Genomic DNA, 20267 nt, shown 5'->3' with positions numbered 1-20267 from the left:
CGATGAGGTCAGAACAGGCGATGAAGAGCCTTCAGGCGTCCTTCTTCATCAACCCCGCCAACGCCGCAAACGGGTTGTGCGTAGCCTTGGCAATCGTCGGGCTGCTGGTGGAGCCGTCGCCGAAGTACTGCTGGTCGGTGTAGCGCGAGTGCTCGTTGTCGTGGCAATACAGGCACAGCAACTCCCAGTTGGAGCCATCCTGGGGATTGTCATCATGATTGTGGTTGCGGTGGTGTACCGTCAGTTCGCTCAGGCGCTTGCCTGAGAACTCACGGGCGCAGCGGCCGCACACGTGGGGGTACATCTTCAAGGCTTTGTCGCGGTAGCCCATTTCCCGGTCGCGCTGGGCATCGGCAAGGATGCGGTCCAGCTTGGCGGTGTGGGAGGGCGGGTTGGTCGAGCTCATCATGGCTCCTGGCTATTTGGGGGTTCACGGATAGGGTTGATTCTAGCCGCTTGCGCTGCACTTGACTGCTTCACTTTACAGATAAGGATCTGAAACTCATGCGTCTGCCTTCATGGATTGTTGCGTTACTGCTGTGTGCTGTTACCGCCCAGGCCCAGGCGTTTTCCACGCCCAAGCCCGGCCAGGTGATCGAGGTGGCCCTCGACCAGCTGCACCCCACCCAGGCCGTGGTGGGGTTTGACCAGATCTACTACAGCCTGGGCCTGTTCGCTGACAAGCCGGACAAGGTCTTCGACGAATACTGTGAAACCAATGGCCAGGGCACGGCTGACAAGGTGCCGAAAAAAACGACCTGCACACACCCGACAGTTTCACCTGCAAGGACCCGGTGGGCACCCACCCCGACGACATGAAAACCGTGGTGGTCGGCCCGGCCGGCCAGCTGTACCTGACCGATGGTCACCACAGCTTCACCACCCTGTGGGAAGTGCCCGGTGGTGGCCCGCAATTGAAAATGTGGGTGAAAGTGACGGACGACTTCAGCAACAGCCCGGACATGGCCACCTTCTGGCACCGCATGGAGGCCGCGCGCAAGGTGTGGCTCAAGGACAACCGGGGCCAGACGTTGCCACCCGAGCAACTGCCGGCGCACCTGGGCTTCAAGAGCCTGCAGGACGACACCTTCCGCAGCCTGGTGTACTTCACCCGCAAGGCCGCCTATGGCAAGCCGGAGGATGGCGCGATTGCGCCGGAATTCATGGAGTTCTACTGGGGTAACTGGCTGCGCACCCAGATCGACCTGAGCGCGTACAACCTGGACAAGAAGGGCGGCTACAAGGACGCCATCGAGGCAGTCGCCAAGCGCATGGTCAGCCTGGCGCCGGGTTCGCAGGTGGGGGACAGCGGGTTCACCGCCCATCAACTGGGCGGGATGACCCAGCTGGACCGGGATGAACTGGAAAAGACTTTCGACAAAAAAGTGCCGTACGTGATCGATTACCGCAAATCCCGAAACTGAGGCAGGACGAAATGTGGGAGCGGGCTTGCTCGCGAAGACGGTGGATCAGTCACCGGATGCATTGACTGGCACACCGCATTCGCGAGCAAGCCCGCTCCCACACGGGACCTGTGGTGTTTGGTGAATCGTGTTCAGCCTTTGAGCTTCTCGGCGATCCAGATGGTATGCCGGGTGCCCTTGTTGCCATGGGCGAACACCTGCACTTCTTCGGCCTTGAAACCCGCCTTGCGCAGTTTGTCGCTGAACAGTTTGTCGGCGCTGGCCGACCACACTGCCAACACGCCCTTGGGGCGCAAGGCCTTGGCACAGGCCGCCAGGCCACCGGCGGAGTAGAGCCAACTGTTGGCCTTTTGCGTGAGGCCTTCGGGGCCGTTGTCCACGTCCAGCATGATCGCGTCAAACCCCTGGGGCTCGGTTTGCAGCACCTTGGCCACGTCTTCCATGCGGATCACGGTGCGTGGGTCCAGCAGTGGCCGACCGGATTTTTCTCCCAGGGGGCCACGGTTCCACTCCACGACACCCGGCACCAATTCAGCGACAACCACCTCGGCTGTCTTGCCCAAATGCTTGAGTGCCGACGCCAGGGTAAAGCCCATGCCCAGCCCGCCGATCAACACCCTTGAACCCGGGCGCCCGGCAACCTTGCGGCAGGGGATTTCCGCCAGCGCGTCTTCGGAACCGTGCATGCGCGTGTTCATCAACTGGCCGCCGTCACCGCCCTGGATCTTGATGACAAAATCCTCACCGTATTCGAACAGGCACAAGGCACCGCCGTTGTCGGGGATCGGGGTGGTGTCCAGCAGAACGAAACGTTTCATGGAAATCTCATTGGGAAGGGCATTCTTGCGCGGTTGGGAGTAGCCTTACGACATTCCGGTCAGGCCATGGAGCCATCGATGAAGTGCAGCATTCTAACGGTCATTGTGCTTGGCGCGCTCACATTGGGTGCGGCGCAGGCTCAAGAGGTGCAAAGCGTGCCGGTCGCACCCGCGCCAACCCCAGGCGCCCCGGGCACGCCGACCCCAACCTTGTACCCACAAGTCACCCCGCCGGTCGCGCCAAAGGCCACGGCCAACGGTTCACCGGCACTGGTGCCCATCGTGTTGCCCACGCCGCCTAAAGATCAAACCGTGCCGGGCCTGCTGCAGAACGACAGCAAGCCAAAGACCCCGGGCGGTTAAAACTGTTGCGACAACAGTTGCCCGTCGGCCATGCGCAGGCGCTTGGACAGGGCAATGGCGATGGCACGGATGATCTTGGCGGCGACCCTGGGCGCTTCGTTGAGCATTTTTTCCAGGGAGTCCTTGCCCAGGTTCAACAGCACGCACTCACTGGCGGCCACGCAACTGGCTGAACGGCGCTCGCCGTCGAGCACCGCCATTTCGCCGAAGGCCCGACCGCTGCGCAGGGTGGCGATGGTCACGCGTTGGCCGTCGTGATGGGTTTTCTGCACGGCCACTTGGCCGCTATGGATGATGCACATGAACGTGCCGGCATCGCCTTCGAGGAAGATCACTTCATCGCGGGCAATGCTGCTGATATTGAAGTAGCCCGCAGCCACATGAAAATCTTCCGGCAGCAGCGGGTCAAACAGCCCGCAGTCCATCAGCATGTCGCGGATTTCGTTATTCAGTAAGGTCGGTTGTGGCATGGCTGCAATCTGGGTCCATCAAACAGGTAGGCGGTCTGTGTGTTCAGACAGGACCGCCGCACTAAGTTCCTTAAATCAGCCCCAACGCCTTGAACACAAATCCATATTCGAGCGCTACGTCACGTAATCCCTGGTAACGACCGCTCATCCCGCCATGGCCGGCGCCCAGTTCGGTCTTGAGCAGCAGCAGGTTGTCGTCGGTCTTGGTGTCGCGCAGCTTGGCCACCCACTTGGCCGCTTCCCAGTACTGCACGCGGCTGTCGTTGTAGCCGGCAATCACCAGCAGGTGCGGGTAGGCTTGGGCGCTGACGTTTTCATACGGCGCATAGGCCTTGATACGCGCATACACCTCGGGTTCTTCGGGGTTGCCCCACTCGTCGTACTCGGTGATGGTCAACGGCAGCTCCGGGTCGAGCATGGTGTTGAGCACGTCGACGAACGGCACCTCGGCAATCGCCGCCTGGAACAGTTCCGGGCGCTGGTTGAGCACCGCACCGATCAGCAGGCCACCGGCACTGCCACCGCTGATGGCCAGTTGTTGGGAGGTGGTCAGGCCTTGGGCAATCAGGTGTTCGGCGCAGGCAATGAAGTCGCTGAAGGTGTTCTGCTTGTGTGCCTGCTTACCGTTGCGGTACCAGGCTTCACCCAGCTCGCCGCCGCCGCGCACATGCGCGATGGCAAACGCCACGCCCCGGTCCAGCAGGCTCAGGCGCGCGTGGGAGAACCACGGGTCGAGGCTTGAACCGTAGGCACCATAGCCATACAGGTACAGCGGCGTTGGCTTGCCGAGGTGGTCGCGCTTGACCACCAGGCTGATCGGCACCTGGGTGCCATCGACCGACGTGGCCCACAGGCGCTGGCTGACGTAGTCGTCGGCGTTGAACACGCCGAGCACCGGCGTCTCCTTGAGCACCTGCTGCGCGCCGCTGGCCAGTTCGAGCTGGCGCACTTGGGCCGGGCGGTTCAGGGCCTCGTAGCGCAGGCGGATCTTGTTGCTGGCAAATTCCAGGCTGTTCTGTACGTAGAGGCTGTAGGCGGCGTCGGGCAATTCCACGCGATACGCCGATTTGCCCTCGGGGTGCACTTCGATCACCGGCAGGCCGCCGATGCGCAGGCTCAGAGTCATGGCGCTGGCATTCAGGCTGACGCCGTCGAGCATCACCTCATCGCTGTGGGGAATCAGGTTCTGCCATTCGCTTTCGGTCGGCACGTCGCCAATGTCGGTCGCCACGAACAAGGCGTAGTTGATGCCATCACGGTTGCTGCGGATGAACCAGGTCCACGCGCCATTCAACTGGCCATGGTCGACATCGTATTCATGGTCCTCGACCCGTGGCGCCAGGCAGGTGAAGTCCAGGTGCGGCTGCTCGGCGTCCAGGGCCCAGATTTCGCTGGTGGTCTTGCTGCCCAGCGCGAGCAGCAATTGGCGCTCGGAGCTGGAGCGATAGCAATGCAGGAAGAAACGTCCGTCCGGCTCATGGAACACTTCCTGCGCCGCCGTGCCATCCAGGCGATAGCGATACAGCTTGTGCGGGCGGTGGGTGTCGTCCAGCTCTCCGAAGAACAGGGTCAGGCTGTCGTTGGCCCAGGTCATGCTGCCGTCGCAGTTTTCAAACTCCAGTTCGCTGACCTTGCCGGTGGCCAACTCCTTCACGTACAGGGTGAAGATTTCTTCACCGCTGGTGTCCAGGCTGTAGGCCAGGCGCTGATGGTCGGGGCTGATGCTGAACGCGCCCAGTGAAAAAAAGCCGCCATTGGCCAGCACGTTCGGGTCCAGCAGCAGTTCTTCGCTGCTGCCGTCCACCGTGTTGCTGTCGTCGGCGGGGCGGCGGCAGCGGTAGTGGCGGGCGTATTCGTCGCCGGCCGTGGTGCGCGTGTAGTAGAGGTACGGGCCCCAGGGGGAGGGCAGGGACAGGTCGGTCTCCAGGATGCGGCCCTTGATCTCTTCGAACAGGGTTTCGCGCAGGTCTTGCTGGTCGGCGAGCTGAGCCTCCTGCCAGGCATTTTCGGCCTTGAGGTAATCGAGGACGTCGCTGCTGTCACGCTCTTGGAGCCAGGCATACGGGTCTGGGCCTTCGGCCTTGCGGGCAATCGGGGCGAGCGATGTAGGCATGGATTATTCTCTATCTGGCGGAAGGTGGCCGGCATTGCAGCCGAGACACCGAAAAGCCGTTATCATAGCGGCCTGTTTGCCTACCTTGCCATGGACACCATGACCGAGAACGACTATCTGACCGCTTGGGGCCTTTACGCCTTCGCCGCTTTGGGCTGCCTGTTGGTGTGGTGGCGCATGACCCGCTGGATCTGGCGCTGGTTGCGCGAGCCGCTGCAATTGCTGATGGCGGTGCTGTTGTTCAGCCCGACCATCGTCGACCCGGTCAAGACCCAATTTGCCCCGGCCGTGGCGATTACCGCCCTGGACCTGGTGCTCAAGGTCGGCAACAACGCCTGGCGGGCCATCTCCGACTTGTTCATGTACACGATGATCGCGTTTGGCGTGTACCTGGTGATTGTGTTGATCCGCTGGCCCATCGAACGCGCCGCCAAGGCCCGTCGTGAGCGCAAGGCCGCGGCTGACGCTGCCCTGGCCGCCGAGCCGCAGGAAGATGACGAACCTTTCCGTCGCCCGGCCCCGGTGAGCGGCATGCGGGTTGAACCGCGCCTTTAACGTTGCAGCGAGAGCCCTGGCATGTGTGAATTATTGGGCATGAGTGCCAACGTCCCCACCGATATCGTGTTCAGCTTCACCGGGCTGATGCAGCGCGGTGGGCGCACCGGCCCCCACCGGGATGGGTGGGGTATCGCGTTCTATGAAGGCCGTGGCCTGCGTTTGTTCCAGGACCCGGCCGCCAGCAGCGAGTCGGAAGTGGCACTGCTGGTGCAGCGTTACCCTATCAAGAGCGAAGTGGTGATTGGCCATATCCGCCAGGCCAACGTGGGCAAAGTGTGCCTGTCCAACACCCACCCGTTCGTGCGCGAACTGTGGGGCCGCAACTGGTGCTTTGCGCACAACGGCCAGTTGGCGGACTTCAACCCCCGCGCCACCTTCTACCGCCCGGTGGGCGATACCGACAGCGAAGCGGCGTTCTGCGACTTGCTCAACCGTGTCCGCGAGGCGTTTCCAGAGCCGGTGGACATCGAGCAGGTGCTGCCGGACCTGATCGCCGCCTGTTCCGAATACCGCAGCAAAGGTGTGTTCAACTGCCTGCTCAGCGACGGCGACTGGTTGTTCTGCTATTGCTCGACCAAGCTGGCGCAGATTACCCGGCGTGCACCGTTTGGTCCCGCGCGCTTGAAAGATGTCGACGTGATCGTCGATTTTCAGGCCGAAACCACCCCCAATGACGTGGTGACGGTGATTGCCACCGAACCTTTGACCGACAACGAAAACTGGACCCGCTACGAACCGGGCCAATGGAGCCTGTGGCGGCGCGGTGAATGCGTCAGCCAGGGCATCACCGAGTAAGGATATCGCCCATGTTGCTCAGCTATCTGCGGTTGGTGCTGTTTGCCATTGGTTTGTTGGTCGGCGTGCAAGTGCCGGGGTTTATCAATGACTACGCCAAGCGTGTCGAAGCCCACCTGATCGAGGCCCAGACCAACTTGCGTGGGTTTGATGCCACGGCGCAGCAGTTCTTCAACGGTGACTTGCAGGCCCTGGTGGCGCATTACCGGGCCAGCGATGACCCGGTGTTTCGCAGCGATGCCAACAGCCTGGGTTCGTTACTCGACCGCCAACTGGTGCTCGACAAGCAATTCCAGGCCATGCAAGGCCCGTGGTACATCCGCGCGTTGCAGGTGGCCGTGGCGGCCGACCCGGCTATCCGCCTGGAAACCTGGAACGGCTACAGCTATCAGATCCTGCTGACGCCAGAGGCCATGGGCTGGGGCCTGGGCGGCGCGATGCTGTTGTCGTTCGGCATCGAGTGCCTGTTCCGCCTGATCGACTGGGTTGTGTTGGGCGGCAAGCGCCTGCGCCAGAGCCGGCCGATCGAAGAGCGTGACCTGAAGGGATTGTAAGTACACCTCGGATCAAATGTGGGAGCTGGCTGGCCTGNNGCTATCGCCGGCAAGCCAGGCTCCTACAGGGTTAATCGGGTTTTGCCAGTAGCATCCGCGCTGGGCCGACTTCTTCGGCATAGCGGGCGACGACCCTCTGGCACAGCCCGACAATCTCCTCCACCAACTCCACCCCCACGCGCCACGACACCACCACCTGCAAGTTCGGCAAACGTTGCTCCATCGGCAGCATCACCAATTCCCCTCGCGCCAGTTCCTCCATGACCAGCACCGGCGGGAGCGCGCCGATCCCGAAGCCATCACGCAACAACCGGGTAATCGCCGACACCGAATTCACACAGCTCATCCGGGGCGCGGCCACGCCGTTGGCCTGCATCAGGCTAAGCACGTCCTGATGCGGGTGGGAGTTTTTCGAGTAGGTGATGATGCGTTCCTGGGCCAGTTCGGCGAGGGACGCGTAGTCTCGGTGGTAGATCGATTGGCTGGCGACGATCCAGGCCATGGGGTGGCTGGCCAGCTCCAGGCTGCGCACGGTTTCGAGGCGCAGCAGGTCGGTCTGCAGGATCAGGTCAAGGAAGCCTTTTTGCAGCTGATCGCTGAGGTTGAGTGCGGTATCGGCGACGAGTTCGATTTCCACCAGGGGGAAATGGTCCATCAGTTCCGCCACCAACGGGCTGAGCCAGGTATGGATCACCGTGTCCATGACGCCGATCCGAATGCGCCCGACCTTGCTGCTGGTGGTCTCCAGGGACTGCTTGAGGCCCTGCATGGTCACCATCATCTGCTCGGCGTAATCGAGCACCTTCACGCCTTCCGGGGTCAGGCTCACGCCCCGCGAGTCGCGCAGAAACAGCTTCACCCCCAGTTCGCTTTCNNTGAGCTTGGCCACCCAGACGAAGGTTTCGAGGAACTTCAAATTCATGGGATCAACTTTTCTTATGCATGGATCGGTTTTTATTAGTTGGACGCCGCACCGGGCAAACGCCAAAAATCGAGCCATTCCACGATAAGCGTCGTGGGGGGGTCAGGACAAGTTGCGAGTTCTGCATAAAAAATCCCACACTACAAAAAATAAAGCCTACAGGAGCAACTACCGTGAGCCGTCTGCTTTTGAATTGCGACATCGGCGAAAGCTTTGGCAACTGGACCATGGGTCTGGACGCCGAGGTCATGCCGTTCATCGATTGCGCCAACGTGGCTTGCGGCTTCCATGCGGGCGACCCGAGCATCATGCGCAAGACCGTCAGCCTGGCGCTCAAGCACGGTGTGCAAGTAGGGGCGCATCCGGCGTACCAGGACCTGCAAGGCTTCGGTCGTCGCTCCATGGCCTACACCCCCCAGGAAATCCAGGACCTGCTGCACTACCAGATCGGCGCGCTCGACGGTATCTGCCGTGCCCAAGGTGGGCGCGTGAGCTACGTGAAACCCCACGGCGCAATGTACAACGACATGATGGCCAACCCGGCGCAATTGCGCGCGGTGATCCAGGCCGTGGCGGCCTATGGCGACCTGCCGCTGATGCTGCTGGCCACCCGCGACAACAGCGCGGCACAGGCCCTGGGCGACGAGTACGGCGTGACCCTGTGGTTCGAAGCGTTTGCCGACCGCGCCTATGACGCCAAGGGGCATTTGGTCTCGCGCCAGTTGCCCGGCGCCGTGCACCACGACGCCGACACCATCGTGCAGCAGGCCCTGACCCTGTCCCGAGGCGAAGCCCTGGTTGCCAGCGATGGCAGCGACCTGGCCCTGCAGGCCAACACGCTGTGTGTGCACGGCGACAACGCCAGCTCGATTGCCGCCGTGAAGCGTATCCGCGAGGCATTGAAGCCAGCATGAAGGCACGGATTGAAGTGGTGGCCATCGACTGCCTGATGGTGCGTCTGTTTGAGGTGATAGCCGAAGCCAACATGCCGTGGATGCTCGCCGCCACGGGGCGCCTGCGCGAAGGCTTTGGCGCGGCGCTGGTGGACCTGGTGCCGTCCTACACCACCCTGATGGTTCATTACGACCTCAGCGCGTTGAGCCCGGTCCAGGCACGGGGGCTGATTGACCAGGCGCTCGCGGACCTGCAACCGCAGGCCCAAGGTGGCGGCCAGTGCCACGTGTTGCCCGTGTGGTATGACCTGAGTGTCGGTCCCGAGTTGACCCTGCTCAGCCAGCGCAGCGGCCTGAGTATCGACGAGGTGATCCGTCGTCACAGTGCCCATGAATACCAGGTGTTCGCCCTTGGCTTTGCGCCGGGCTTTGCCTTCATGGGGCTGGTGGATGAAATCCTCGCCACCCCACGGCTCAATACCCCGCGCAAACGCGTGGCGGCGGGCAGCGTCGGCATCGCCGAACGGCAGACCGCCGCCTACCCGGTGGTGTCGCCGGGCGGCTGGAACCTGATCGGCCGCACACCAGCCAAGTTGTTTGACCGTGAGCGTGACGGCTACAGCCTGATGCAGCCGGGCGACACGGTGCGGTTCGAGTCCGTCGATCACGCTGAATTCATTAGGCTAGGTGGCGATGACACGCCGTTGGAGGCGCAGGCATGACCCGCTTATTAATCGAAGCCAGCACGCCGCTGTGCCTGTTGCAGGACGCTGGCCGCTTTGGGGTACGCCATTTGGGTGTCACCCAGGGCGGTGCGCTGGATTGGGTGTCGATGTCCTGGGCCAACTGGCTGCTGGGCAACGCGCTGGATGCGCCGGTGGTGGAAATCACCCTGGGCGGGTTTACCGTGCAGGCCGAGGGGTATTGCTTGCTGGCCCTGGCTGGCGCGGATTTGGGGGCCTACATCGACGAGCGTGCCATCAGCCCCGGACGCAGTTTTATCCTGCAAAAGGGTCAGCGTTTGCGCTTTACCCAGCCGTTCAGCGGCGCGCGGGCCTACTTGGCGGCGCCGGGCGGGTTTGATGCGCCGCAGGTGCTGGGCAGCAGCGCCACGGTTGTGCGCGAAGAGCTGGGCGGGGTGGATGGTTTTGGCAAGGCGCTGGCCGAAGGCGGGTACCTGGCGTATTCCGGGGTGGGCGGCGCGATGAAGGTGTTGGGCGACCACGCCTTGCCGGCCAAGGCGCCGCTGGACGTGATTGTCGGCGCACAGATCGGCCAGTTCAGCGGCCAGAGCCTGTTCGATGCCTTCAACACCGAGTGGGCCTTGGACAGCCGCGCCGACCGCATGGGCATGCGCCTGCTGGGCACGCCGTTGCAGTATCAGGGGCCGTCGTTGATTTCCGAAGGGATCCCGCTGGGGGCGATCCAGGTGCCCCCGGATGGGCAGCCGATCGTGTTGCTCAATGACCGGCAGACCATTGGCGGTTACCCTCGCCTGGGGGCGTTGACGCCATTGTCGCTGGCACGGCTGGCGCAGTGTCTGCCGGGGGAGAAGGTACGGTTGGCGCCGATGGTGCAAGAGACGGCGCACCAGCAGCACATCGATTTCCTCCAGCGATTTTTGAACAGCTAAAAGCATCGCAGGCAAGCCNNTTTGAAATGCATTCCCCTGTGGGAGCTGGCTTGCCTGCGATAGCGTCAGTGAGCACACCGCCTATTTGGAAAGAAAGCGCATCCCTTCTTCCAGGCCCCGCAAGGTCAGCGGGTACATCTGGTCTTCAATCAACTCGCGCACAATTCCCGTCGACGCCGTGTAACCCCAGGTGTCCTTCGGGTACGGGTTAATCCAGATCAGCTTCTTGTACTTGGCCATGAAGCGCTGCATCCACACATAACCCGGTTCTTCATTCCAGTGCTCTACGCTGCCGCCCGCCTGGGTGATCTCGTACGGTGCCATCGACGCATCGCCGATGAAGATCACTTTGTAGTCGGCGCCGTATTTATGCAGCAGGTCCTGGGTGGAGGTGCGTTCCGAGGTGCGCCGCTGATTGTTCTTCCACACCGATTCGTACACGAAGTTGTGGAAGTAGAAATACTCCAGGTGCTTGAACTCGGTCTTGCACGCCGAGAACAGCTCTTCGCAGATCTTCACGTGGGCGTCCATCGAGCCGCCGATATCAAACAGCAGCAACAGCTTGATGGTGTTGCGCCGCTCCGGGCGCATCTGGATGTTCAGTAAACCGGCATCGCGGGCGGTGTGGTCGATGGTGCCGTCGATGTCCAGCTCGTCGGCCGCCCCCTGGCGCGCGAACTTGCGCAGGCGACGCAGGGCGATCTTGATATTGCGCGTACCCAGTTCCACCCCGTCGTCGAGGTTCTTGTACTCGCGCTGGTCCCACACCTTCACCGCCTTGCCCTGGCGCTTGCCGGCGTCACCCACGCGAATGCCTTCGGGGTTGTAGCCCCCGGAGCCAAACGGGCTGGTGCCACCGGTGCCGATCCACTTGTTGCCGCCGGCGTGGCGTTCCTTCTGTTCTTCCAGGCGCTTCTTGAATTCTTCGATCAACTTGTCGAGGCCGCCGAGGGACTGGATCTGCGCGCGTTCTTCGTCGGTCAGCGAACGTTCGAATTCCTTGCGCAGCCAGTCTTCCGGGATCAGCGCCTGCAAGTGGTCGTCGAGCTTTTCCAGGCCGTTGAAATAGGCGCCGAAGGCTCGGTCGAACTTGTCGAAATGCCGTTCGTCCTTCACCAGGATCGCCCGGGCCAAGTAATAAAACTCGTCCATGTCGGCGAAGGTCACGCGCATTTTCAGGGCGTTGATCAGGTCGAGCAGCTCGCGCACCGACACCGGCACCTTGGCGGCACGCATCTCATTGAACAGGTTGAGCAGCATCAGCGATTACCGCGACGGCTCATGAACGCCAGACGCTCCAGCAACTGCACGTCTTGCTCGTTCTTCACCAGGGCGCCGGCCAAGGGTGGGATCGCCTTGGTCGGGTCACGCTCGCGCAGCACGGCCTCGCCGATGTTGTCGGCCATCAGCAGCTTGAGCCAGTCCACCAGTTCGGAGGTGGAGGGCTTTTTCTTCAGGCCCGGTACTTTGCGTACGTCGAAGAACACGTCCAGCGCTTCGCTGACCAGGTCTTTCTTGATATCGGGGTAGTGCACATCCACGATCTTCTGCAGGGTGGTGCGGTCGGGGAAGGCGATGTAGTGGAAGAAGCAACGGCGCAGGAAAGCGTCCGGCAGCTCTTTTTCGTTGTTGGAGGTAATGATGATGATCGGGCGTTTCTTGGCCTTGATGGTCTCGTCGATTTCGTAGACGTAGAACTCCATCTTGTCGAGTTCTTGCAGCAGGTCGTTGGGGAACTCGATGTCGGCCTTGTCGATTTCATCGATCAGCAGGATCACCCGCTCGTCGGACTCGAAGGCTTCCCAGAGCTTGCCCTTCTTCAGGTAGTTGCGCACGTCGTGCACTTTGTCCACGCCCAGTTGCGAGTCGCGCAAGCGGCTGACCGCGTCGTACTCGTACAGGCCCTGGTGGGCCTTGGTGGTGGACTTGATGTGCCAGGTGATCAGCTTGGCGCCGAAGGACTCGGCCAGTTGCTCGGCCAGCATGGTCTTGCCGGTGCCGGGCTCGCCCTTGACCAGCAGCGGCCGCTCCAGGGTGATGGCGGCGTTGACGGCCAGTTTCAGGTCATCGGTAGCCACATAGGCCTGGGTGCCTTCGAACTTCATCGGTGTTTCCTCGCATTCATCAATGCCCGGACTATACCGCGCAGCCCCGGCGACTGTGAACGCAGACGGGTTATTCAGTCTCTGAATGGCCGGTCACGCCACCCCAATTATTGTAGTGAGCGGGCTTGCCCCGCGCGGCGTCACTCCAAACGCCCGGTTTCGCCAGCGAATGAGCGGTGTTTGGTCTGGCGTGGCGCGGGGCAAGCCCGCTCACTACAAATAATAGGGATGTCTTAGTCGGTGCTGGGCTTGGGCTGTTCGTAGCGTGCATTGAAGGCCTGGATAAAACCGTTACGCAAAATCGCCAAAAACGCAGAGAACGCGCTGACATTTTGCTGATGCACGTTGCCGCTGAGTTCCACGCGGGTGGCGAATTGGTTTTTGCTCTGGTTTTTCAGCACGGTTTCACTGGCGCCCACCACCGCCTCCCAGATCGAGCGGAAGATGTTCTTGTCTTTGTTTTCCACGTCCTGCTGCCAGTCGAACACTTCCACGTCGCGCAACAGCGGCTTGATATAGCCGGTCAGTTGGCCCTTTTCGGCCTGGGCTTCGATCACCACATCGCCGGTACCGGCCTTGAAGTCGAACTTGCCGTAGGCCGAGGCGAAGTCGTTCATGCGCTTGAGCTGCAGGTCCTTGGCGCGAAAGCGGAACTCGAAGTTTTCGAAATTGCTCAGCGGGTCAAAGGTGGCCGTGGCTTCCAGGGGCGCCTGGCCTTGCAGCAGGGCTTTGCCTTCGAAGCGGGCGTCGCGCTTACCTTTGACGTCGACCACGTTGGTCAGGTTATAGAAGCTGGCGTTAACCGCCGTGGCGTTGATGTTGACCGGTGGCTTGGAGCTGAAGTTACGAAAGGCGATCTTGCCGTCTTCGATGCGCACTTCGTCGAGGGTGATCGGCAGCAGCTTGCCCAGTTGCGCCCGCCAGTCGGTGCCCTTACCGGTCTGGGACGCCTGCTTGTTGGCGCCGCCATCGACGAAGTTCACCTCGGGGTTGATAAAACGCACCTTGGCGACCACCGCATGGTCATTGATCAGCGACGGCCAGCTCACCGCCAGGTCGATCAACGGCGCCTTGACGAACGGCACCGGTACTTTGCCATCGACCTTGGTAATCTCCAGGCCATTGATCTTGTACGCGCCGCGCCACAGCGCCAGGTCCACGTCGGCCACGCGGCCACGGTAGTCGCCCATGTCGGCAAGCTTGTCATTCAAGTAGTTGCGCACCAGATAGGGCAGGGCGAGGTCCAGGGCGACCAGCACCACCACCAGCCCGGCGACGGTCCATAGCGGCCAGCTGTAGCGACGTTTCATCGGATGTTCTCCATGCAGGTAGGCGATGGACTGCCGGGAGGTGCGCAACGTTCCTCTGACTGGACGCGTTGCAGCACGAGGCATACCCTTGGGGCCTTCCTGAAACCGCCCAATAGGATCCGTCATGAGCCGCATCTTTGCAGACAACGCGCACTCCATCGGTAACACGCCCCTGGTGCAGATCAACCGGATCGCCCCGCGTGGCGTGACCATCCTGGCCAAGATCGAAGGACGCAACCCAGGCTACTCGGTGAAGTGCCGCATTGGCGCCAACATGATCTGGGACGCGGAAAGCACCGGCAAACTCAAGCCCGGCATGACCATTGTAGAACCGACCTCGGGCAACACCGGGATTGGCCTGGCGTTTGTCGCTGCCGCCCGTGGCTACAAATTGCTGCTGACCATGCCGGCGTCCATGAGCATCGAACGGCGCAAAGTGCTCAAGGCCCTGGGCGCCGAGCTGGTGCTGACCGAGCCGGCCAAGGGCATGCCCGGTGCCATCGCCAAAGCCGCAGAAATTGTTGCCAGCGACCCGGCCACCTATTTTATGCCGGGCCAATTCGAAAACCCGGCCAACCCGGCGATCCACGAGAAAACCACTGGTCCGGAAATCTGGAACGACACCGACGGCGCGGTCGACGTGCTGGTTGCCGGTGTGGGCACGGGCGGCACCATCACTGGCGTGTCGCGTTACATCAAGAACATTGCGGGCAAGCCGATTCTCTCGGTGGCGGTCGAGCCGATCGTGTCGCCGGTGATCACCCAGGCGCTGGCCGGTGAAGAAATCAAGCCCAGCCCCCACAAGATCCAGGGGATCGGCGCCGGTTTCGTGCCGAAAAACCTGGATTTGTCGATGGTCGACCGCGTGGAGTTGGTCACCGATGACGAATCCAAGGCCATGGCCCTGCGCTTGATGCAGGAAGAGGGGATCCTGTGCGGTATCTCCTGCGGCGCGGCGATGGCCGTGGCGGTGCGCCTGGCCGAGAAGCCGGAAATGCAGGGCAAGACCATCGTGGTGGTGCTGCCGGACTCCGGCGAGCGCTACCTGTCGAGCATGCTGTTCAGCGATTTGTTTACCGATCAAGAAAACCAGGCTTGATGTATGTCAGCGCCAATACCTTAGGCCTTCTGCATACTGGCCCAACTGTTTATCATGGCCGGCTGCTACGTCTGCTGTTGGCCAGGCGCTTATTTTCAGGAGTTGCTGCATGACCTTTTCTTTGGCCGCCAAGCTGTCCGTGCTGGCGTTGTTTATCGGCAGCACGTTGTACGTGCACCTGCGCGGCAAGGCGCGTTTGCCGATGTTGCGCCAGTTCGTCAACCATTCGGCGCTGTTCGCCCCCTATAACGCCTTGATGTACCTGTTTTCGGCCGTGCCGTCCAAGCCCTACCTGGACCGCAGCAAGTTCCCGGAACTGGATGTGCTCAAGGACAACTGGGAAGTGATCCGCGAAGAGGCCATGCACCTGTTCGACGAGGGTTACATCCGCGCGGCCGAGAAGAACAACGACGCCGGTTTCGGTTCCTTCTTCAAGAAGGGCTGGAAGCGCTTCTACCTCAAGTGGTACGACAAACCCCTGCCCTCGGCCGAGGCGCTGTGCCCGAAAACCGTGGCGCTGGTCAGCAGCATTCCCAACGTGAAAGGCGCGATGTTCGCACTGTTGCCGGGTGGCAGCCACCTCAACCCGCACCGTGACCCGTTCGCCGGTTCCCTGCGGTATCACCTGGGACTGTCCACGCCAAACTCCGACGACTGCCGCATCTTCGTTGATGGCCAGGTCTACGCCTGGCGCGACGGTGAAGACGTGATGTTCGACGAAACCTACGTGCACTGGGTGAAAAACGAAACCGAACAGACCCGTGTGATCCTGTTCTGCGACATCGAACGCCCCCTGAGCAACCGCCTGATGACCCGCGTCAACCGTTGGGTCAGCCAGCAACTGGGCCGCGCCACCGCGCCGCAGAACCTGGACGACGAACGTGTCGGCGGGATCAACCAGGCCTATGCCTGGAGCAAGACCTTCAGCGACAAGTTCAGTGGTGGGGTCAAGCAGTGGAAGCGCAAATACCCCAAGGCCTACCGCATTGCGCGGCCGGTGCTGGCGGTGGTGGTGCTGGTGCTGCTGTGGAAGTGGCTGTTCGGCTAATTTGAAACACAATCAAAAAATGTGGGAGCGGGCTTGCTCGCGAATGCGGAGTGTCAGTTGATACATACTTGACTGATCCACCGCATTCGCGAGCAAGCCCGCTCCCACATTTGGTTTTGCAGTGTTGCTTAGGAGGCGATTAGCTGGCGCAGCACATAGTGCAAGATCCCGCCCGACTTGAAGTACTCCACTTCATTGAGCGTATCGATCCGGCACAACACCTCCACCTTCTCGCGGCTGCCATCCTCCCGCGTAATCACCAGCGTCAGGTTCATCCGCGGCGCGATCTCCACGTCGGTCAGCCCAAGGATGTCGATCTTCTCCTTGCCTGTCAGCTTGAGCGTTTTGCGGTTCTGATCCAGCTTGAACTGCAACGGCAACACGCCCATGCCCACCAGGTTGGAGCGGTGGATACGCTCGAAGCTCTCGGCGATCACCGCCTTGACCCCCAACAGGTTGGTGCCCTTGGCCGCCCAGTCACGGCTGGAACCGGTGCCGTACTCTTGCCCTGCAACCACCACCAGCGGCGTGCCCGAGGCCTGGTATTTCATTGAGGCATCGTAGATCGCCATCTTCTCGCCGGTCGGGATGTACAGCGTATTGCCGCCTTCCTCACCGCCGAGCATTTCGTTGCGGATACGGATGTTGGCAAAGGTGCCGCGCATCATCACTTCATGGTTGCCCCGGCGTGAGCCGTAGGAGTTGAAGTCGCGCGGTTCCACGCCTTGCTCGCGCAGGTAGCGTCCGGCCGGGCTGTCGGTCTTGATGTTGCCGGCGGGGGAGATGTGGTCGGTGGTCACCGAGTCCCCCAGCAGGGCCAGTACATGGGCACCTTTGACGTCTTTGATTTCCGGCAGCGGCCCGGCAATGTCATCAAAGAACGGCGGATGCTGGATGTAGGTGGAATCCTTCTGCCACACGTAAGTCGCCGCCTGCGGCACTTCAATGGCCTGCCACTGCTCGTCACCAGCAAACACCTCGGCGTATTCCTTGTGGAACATGCCGGTGTTGACCTGGGCCACGGCGTCGGCAATTTCCTTACTGCTTGGCCAGATGTCCTTGAGGTACACCGGCTTGCCGTCCTTGCCTTCGCCCAGCGGTTCGCTGCTGATATCGATACGCACCGTACCGGCCAGCGCATAAGCGACCACCAGCGGTGGCGAAGCCAGCCAGTTGGTTTTCACCAGCGGGTGCACGCGGCCTTCGAAGTTGCGGTTGCCGGAGAGTACCGAGGCCACCGCGAGGTCGGCCTTCTGGATGGCTTTTTCAATCGGTTCGGGCAACGGCCCGGAGTTGCCGATGCAGGTGGTGCAGCCATAGCCCACCAGGTCGAAACCGAGTTGATCGAGGTAGGGGGTCAGGCCTGCGGCCTTGTAGTAGTCGGTGACCACTTTGGAGCCGGGCGCCAACGAGGTTTTCACCCACGGCTTGCGGGTCAGGCCTTTTTCCACGGCCTTCTTCGCCACCAGCCCGGCCGCCATCATCACGCTGGGGTTCGACGTGTTGGTGCACGAGGTGATCGCCGCGATCACCACCGCGCCGTTTTTCAGGCGATAGGTGTGGCCGTCGTATTCATAGTCGGTTTCGCCCACCAGGTCGGCATTGCCCACGGCAACACCGCCACCGCCTTCACTTTCCAGGCGGCCTTCTTCCTTGCTGGCGGGTTTGAATTGCAGGTCGAGAAAGTCACTGAACGCCTGGCCCACATTCGGCAGCGCCACGCGGTCTTGCGGGCGCTTCGGCCCGGCCAGGCTGGCTTCGACGCTGCCCATGTCCAGGGCTAGGGTGTCGGTGAACACCGGTTCCTGGCCCGCGTTGCGCCACAGGCCCTGGGCCTTGGTGTAGGCCTCTACCAGTTGGACGGTTTCGGCAGGGCGGCCGGACAAGCGCAAGTAGTCCAACGTCACTTCATCCACCGGGAAAAAGCCGCAGGTGGCGCCATATTCCGGGGCCATGTTGGCGATGGTGGCGCGGTCGGCCAACGGCAAATCGGCTAGGCCGTCGCCATAGAACTCGACGAATTTACCCACCACGCCTTTCTTGCGCAGCATCTGGGTGACGGTCAGCACCAGGTCGGTGGCGGTGATGCCTTCTTTCAGTTTGCCGGTGAGCTTGAAGCCGATCACTTCCGGGATCAGCATCGACACCGGCTGGCCGAGCATGGCCGCTTCCGCTTCGATACCGCCCACGCCCCAGCCCAGCACGCCCAGGCCGTTGATCATGGTGGTGTGGGAGTCGGTGCCTACCAAGGTGTCGGGGAAGGCGTAGGTGCGACCGTCTTCGTCCTTGGTCCACACGGTGCGGCCCAGGTATTCGAGGTTGACCTGGTGGCAGATGCCGGTGCCCGGTGGCACTACGCTGAAGTTGTCGAAGGCGCTCTGGCCCCAGCGCAGGAAGGCGTAGCGTTCGCCGTTGCGCTGCATCTCGATGTCGACGTTCTGCTCGAAGGCGCTGGTACTGCCGAACTTGTCGACCATCACCGAGTGGTCGATCACCAGGTCCACGGGTGACAGCGGGTTGATGCGCTGCGGGTCGCCCCCGGCCTTGGCCACGGCGGCACGCATGGCGGCCAGGTCGACCACGGCGGGCACGCCGGTAAAGTCTTGCATCAGCACGCGGGCAGGGCGGTATTGGATCTCGCGGTCGGACTGGCGCTCTTTGAGCCAGGCGGCGATGGCCTTGAGGTCGGCGCCGGTGACGGTTTTGTTGTCTTCCCAGCGCAGCAGGTTTTCCAGCAGCACCTTGAGGGACATCGGCAGCTTGTCCAGGTCACCCAGGCTCTTTGCGGCTTCGGGCAGGCTGAAGTAGTGGTAGGTTTTACTGTCTATTTGCAGGGTCTTAAGGGTTCTCAGGCTATCAAGCGATGACATGACACGACTCCTTATGGTCCGCACGGCTACGGACCTGACGGGACGAACAGAGCTATCAACTTAGCCCTGTTTTCATTAGCAGGCTAATAACTGGACTCTATCGTTGAGTCCAAGGTTCCGAAGTCCGTTATCATGCGCGGGTTTTCATGACAGGCATTGCGACAGCGCAAGGTCGGTTGATTCACTTGGAGAGTTGATGAACACCCTTTTTATGCACTGCCGCCCGGGTTTTGAAGGCGAAGTCTGTTCCGAAATCGCGGAGCACGCCGCGCGCCTGAACGTTTCCGGCTACGCCAAGGCCAAGACCGGCAGCGCCTGTGCCGAATTCGTCTGCACCGAAGAAGACGGCGCCCAGCGCCTGATGCACGGCCAGCGTTTTGCCGAGCTGATCTTTCCACGGCAATGGGCGCGCGGGGTGTTCATCGACCTGCCGGAAACCGACCGCATCAGCGTGATTCTTGCCCACCTGCGCGAATTCCCGGTGTGCGGCAGCCTGTGGCTGGAAATGGTCGACACCAACGACGGCAAAGAGCTGTCGAACTTCTGCAAGAAGTTCGAAGTGCACCTGCGCAAAGCCCTGCTCAACGCCGGCAAGCTGGTGGACGACCCGAGCAAGCCACGCCTGCTGCTGACCTTCAAGAGCGGCCGCGAAGTGTTTATGGGCCTGGCCGAGTCGAACAACTCGGCGATGTGGCCGATGGGCATCCCGCGCCTCAAATTCCCCCGTGAAGCGCCGAGCCGCTCGACCCTCAAGCTGGAAGAGGCCTGGCACCACTTCATCCCTCGCGACCAATGGGATGAGCGCTTGCACGGCGACATGACCGGCGTCGACCTCGGCGCCGCGCCGGGCGGTTGGACCTGGCAACTGGTCAATCGCGGCATGCTGGTGACCGCCATCGACAACGGCCCCATGGCCGAAAGCCTGATGGACACCGGCCTGGTGCAGCACCTGATGGCCGACGGCTTCACCTTCGTGCCCAAGCAGCCAGTGGACTGGATGGTCTGCGATATCGTAGAGAAGCCGGCCCGTAACGCCGCGCTGCTGGAAACCTGGATCGGGGAAGGGCATTGCCGCGAAGCCGTGGTGAACCTGAAATTGCCGATGAAGCAGCGTTATGCCGAAGTGAAGCGCTTGTTGGAGCGCATCGAAGAAGGCTTCAAGGCCCGCGGCATTCGTGTGGAGATTGGCTGCAAGCAGCTGTACCACGACCGTGAGGAAGTGACCTGCCATCTGCGTCGGCTTGAAAGTGCGAAGAAACCCAAAAAGCACTGATATCAAATGTGGGAGCGGG

19 protein-coding genes and 1 pseudogene are annotated in these 20267 nt (G+C 61.7%); 11 read left to right on the top strand and 9 right to left on the bottom strand.

The annotated features are described in order from the left end of the window. Positions 1–31 precede the first annotated feature (31 nt). Positions 32–406: a YajD family HNH nuclease gene (locus tag HX803_RS14610; protein WP_178921553.1), complete on the bottom strand. Its 375-nt coding sequence runs from the start codon at positions 404–406 to the stop codon at positions 32–34. A gap of 98 nt (positions 407–504) precedes the next feature. Between HX803_RS14610 and HX803_RS14605 the strand changes: the two are divergent. Further along, a pseudogene (locus HX803_RS14605) lies at positions 505–1424 on the top strand (ParB/Srx family N-terminal domain-containing protein). Positions 1425–1555: 131 nt separating this feature from the next. On the opposite strand, the gene HX803_RS14600 reads toward HX803_RS14605, so the two are convergent. After that, positions 1556–2242, bottom strand: coding sequence for a spermidine synthase (locus HX803_RS14600; RefSeq protein ID WP_178921551.1), 687 nt, complete (start codon positions 2240–2242; stop codon positions 1556–1558). A gap of 78 nt (positions 2243–2320) precedes the next feature. Between HX803_RS14600 and HX803_RS14595 the strand changes: the two genes are divergently transcribed. Beyond that, positions 2321–2605: a hypothetical protein gene (locus HX803_RS14595; RefSeq protein ID WP_176995312.1), complete on the top strand. Its 285-nt coding sequence runs from the start codon at positions 2321–2323 to the stop codon at positions 2603–2605. On the opposite strand, the gene HX803_RS14590 is transcribed toward HX803_RS14595, so the two are convergent. Both HX803_RS14590 and HX803_RS14585 read right to left on the bottom strand, forming a co-directional pair. Further along, positions 2602–3075 (bottom strand): cyclic nucleotide-binding domain-containing protein, encoded by a 474-nt coding sequence (locus HX803_RS14590; protein WP_178921549.1) that lies wholly within the window; start codon positions 3073–3075, stop codon positions 2602–2604. The two genes, HX803_RS14595 and HX803_RS14590, sit on opposite strands and share 4 nt — an antisense overlap. Before the next feature lie 70 nt (positions 3076–3145). Beyond that, the gene (locus HX803_RS14585) at positions 3146–5188 is read right to left on the bottom strand and encodes a S9 family peptidase (RefSeq protein ID WP_178921548.1); all 2043 of its coding nucleotides are present in this window, start codon (positions 5186–5188) and stop codon (positions 3146–3148) included. 24 nt (positions 5189–5212) lie between these two features. On the opposite strand from HX803_RS14585, the gene HX803_RS14580 reads away from it, so the two are divergent. From HX803_RS14580 to HX803_RS14570, 3 genes are read left to right on the top strand one after another with little or no spacing between them, the layout of a single operon-like run. Continuing rightward, on the top strand, positions 5213–5743 hold the full coding sequence (locus tag HX803_RS14580) for an MFS transporter (RefSeq protein WP_178921546.1): 531 nt from the start codon (positions 5213–5215) through the stop codon (positions 5741–5743). Positions 5744–5764: 21 nt separating this feature from the next. Then, on the top strand, positions 5765–6541 hold the full coding sequence (locus HX803_RS14575; protein WP_176995316.1) for a class II glutamine amidotransferase: 777 nt from the start codon (positions 5765–5767) through the stop codon (positions 6539–6541). An 11-nt stretch (positions 6542–6552) separates the two neighbouring features. Beyond that, positions 6553–7095: a DUF2937 family protein gene (locus HX803_RS14570; RefSeq protein ID WP_178921544.1), complete on the top strand. Its 543-nt coding sequence runs from the start codon at positions 6553–6555 to the stop codon at positions 7093–7095. Between the two features lie 70 nt (positions 7096–7165). Here the strand turns inward: HX803_RS14570 and HX803_RS14565 are convergent, their stop codons facing one another. Beyond that, positions 7166–8017 (bottom strand): LysR family transcriptional regulator, encoded by an 852-nt coding sequence (locus HX803_RS14565; protein WP_178921542.1) that lies wholly within the window; start codon positions 8015–8017, stop codon positions 7166–7168. Between the two features lie 173 nt (positions 8018–8190). Between HX803_RS14565 and HX803_RS14560 the strand changes: the two genes are divergently transcribed. The 3 genes from HX803_RS14560 to HX803_RS14550 are packed head-to-tail and all read left to right on the top strand — an operon-like array spanning position 8191 to position 10543. After that, positions 8191–8931, top strand: coding sequence for a 5-oxoprolinase subunit PxpA (locus HX803_RS14560; RefSeq protein WP_178921539.1), 741 nt, complete (start codon positions 8191–8193; stop codon positions 8929–8931). Continuing rightward, positions 8928–9632 (top strand): allophanate hydrolase subunit 1, encoded by a 705-nt coding sequence (locus HX803_RS14555; RefSeq protein ID WP_178921537.1) that lies wholly within the window; start codon positions 8928–8930, stop codon positions 9630–9632. The genes HX803_RS14560 and HX803_RS14555 overlap by 4 nt, the downstream gene beginning before the upstream one ends. After that, on the top strand, positions 9629–10543 hold the full coding sequence (locus HX803_RS14550) for a biotin-dependent carboxyltransferase family protein (RefSeq protein ID WP_178921535.1): 915 nt from the start codon (positions 9629–9631) through the stop codon (positions 10541–10543). Before HX803_RS14555 ends, HX803_RS14550 begins: the two co-directional genes overlap by 4 nt. A gap of 81 nt (positions 10544–10624) precedes the next feature. Here HX803_RS14550 and HX803_RS14545 read toward each other — a convergent pair whose 3' ends face one another. From HX803_RS14545 to HX803_RS14535, 3 genes are all read right to left on the bottom strand, one after another. Next, entirely contained in the window at positions 10625–11803 is a 1179-nt protein-coding gene (locus HX803_RS14545) for a VWA domain-containing protein (RefSeq protein WP_176995322.1), read from the bottom strand. Then, positions 11803–12648 (bottom strand): MoxR family ATPase, encoded by an 846-nt coding sequence (locus HX803_RS14540; protein WP_034112447.1) that lies wholly within the window; start codon positions 12646–12648, stop codon positions 11803–11805. The genes HX803_RS14545 and HX803_RS14540 overlap by 1 nt, the downstream gene beginning before the upstream one ends. Before the next feature lie 233 nt (positions 12649–12881). Beyond that, positions 12882–13958 (bottom strand): DUF748 domain-containing protein, encoded by a 1077-nt coding sequence (locus tag HX803_RS14535; RefSeq protein WP_178921533.1) that lies wholly within the window; start codon positions 13956–13958, stop codon positions 12882–12884. A gap of 124 nt (positions 13959–14082) precedes the next feature. Between HX803_RS14535 and cysK the strand changes: the two genes are divergently transcribed. Then, positions 14083–15057 (top strand): cysteine synthase A, encoded by a 975-nt coding sequence (cysK, locus tag HX803_RS14530; RefSeq protein ID WP_178921531.1) that lies wholly within the window; start codon positions 14083–14085, stop codon positions 15055–15057. 109 nt (positions 15058–15166) lie between these two features. Further along, positions 15167–16105 carry an aspartyl/asparaginyl beta-hydroxylase domain-containing protein gene (locus HX803_RS14525; protein WP_178921529.1) on the top strand — a complete coding sequence of 313 codons (939 nt, stop codon included), beginning with the start codon at positions 15167–15169 and terminating at the stop codon, positions 16103–16105. Positions 16106–16233: 128 nt separating this feature from the next. On the opposite strand, the gene acnA is transcribed toward HX803_RS14525, so the two are convergent. Continuing rightward, positions 16234–18975 (bottom strand): aconitate hydratase AcnA, encoded by a 2742-nt coding sequence (gene acnA, locus HX803_RS14520; RefSeq protein ID WP_178921527.1) that lies wholly within the window; start codon positions 18973–18975, stop codon positions 16234–16236. A gap of 196 nt (positions 18976–19171) precedes the next feature. On the opposite strand from acnA, the gene rlmM reads away from it, so the two are divergent. After that, entirely contained in the window at positions 19172–20248 is a 1077-nt protein-coding gene (gene rlmM / locus HX803_RS14515; RefSeq protein ID WP_178921525.1) for a 23S rRNA (cytidine(2498)-2'-O)-methyltransferase RlmM, read from the top strand. The last annotated feature ends 19 nt before the right edge of the window (positions 20249–20267 follow it).

This window comes from Pseudomonas sp. P7548, assembly GCF_013386585.1.
Classification (GTDB): Bacteria; Pseudomonadota; Gammaproteobacteria; order Pseudomonadales; family Pseudomonadaceae; genus Aquipseudomonas.
Note: the sequence above shows the minus strand (reverse complement) of the source record. Positions and strands in the feature narration are given on the sequence as shown.

Bases quoted from the DNA above. Each gene is read 5' to 3' on its own strand.
- HX803_RS14610 (WP_178921553.1), bottom strand. From the start codon at position 406: ATGAGCTCGACCAACCCGCCCTCCCACACCGCCAAGCTGGACCGCATC.
- HX803_RS14600 (WP_178921551.1), bottom strand. From the start codon at position 2,242: ATGAAACGTTTCGTTCTGCTGGACACCACCCCGATCCCCGACAACGGC.
- HX803_RS14595 (WP_176995312.1), top strand. From the start codon at position 2,321: ATGAAGTGCAGCATTCTAACGGTCATTGTGCTTGGCGCGCTCACATTG.
- HX803_RS14590 (WP_178921549.1), bottom strand. From the start codon at position 3,075: ATGCCACAACCGACCTTACTGAATAACGAAATCCGCGACATGCTGATG.
- HX803_RS14585 (WP_178921548.1), bottom strand. From the start codon at position 5,188: ATGCCTACATCGCTCGCCCCGATTGCCCGCAAGGCCGAAGGCCCAGAC.
- HX803_RS14575 (WP_176995316.1), top strand. From the start codon at position 5,765: ATGTGTGAATTATTGGGCATGAGTGCCAACGTCCCCACCGATATCGTG.
- HX803_RS14570 (WP_178921544.1), top strand. From the start codon at position 6,553: ATGTTGCTCAGCTATCTGCGGTTGGTGCTGTTTGCCATTGGTTTGTTG.
- HX803_RS14555 (WP_178921537.1), top strand. From the start codon at position 8,928: ATGAAGGCACGGATTGAAGTGGTGGCCATCGACTGCCTGATGGTGCGT.
- HX803_RS14550 (WP_178921535.1), top strand. From the start codon at position 9,629: ATGACCCGCTTATTAATCGAAGCCAGCACGCCGCTGTGCCTGTTGCAG.
- HX803_RS14545 (WP_176995322.1), bottom strand. From the start codon at position 11,803: ATGCTGCTCAACCTGTTCAATGAGATGCGTGCCGCCAAGGTGCCGGTG.
- HX803_RS14540 (WP_034112447.1), bottom strand. From the start codon at position 12,648: ATGAAGTTCGAAGGCACCCAGGCCTATGTGGCTACCGATGACCTGAAA.
- HX803_RS14535 (WP_178921533.1), bottom strand. From the start codon at position 13,958: ATGAAACGTCGCTACAGCTGGCCGCTATGGACCGTCGCCGGGCTGGTG.
- cysK (WP_178921531.1), top strand. From the start codon at position 14,083: ATGAGCCGCATCTTTGCAGACAACGCGCACTCCATCGGTAACACGCCC.
- HX803_RS14525 (WP_178921529.1), top strand. From the start codon at position 15,167: ATGACCTTTTCTTTGGCCGCCAAGCTGTCCGTGCTGGCGTTGTTTATC.
- acnA (WP_178921527.1), bottom strand. From the start codon at position 18,975: ATGTCATCGCTTGATAGCCTGAGAACCCTTAAGACCCTGCAAATAGAC.
- rlmM (WP_178921525.1), top strand. From the start codon at position 19,172: ATGAACACCCTTTTTATGCACTGCCGCCCGGGTTTTGAAGGCGAAGTC.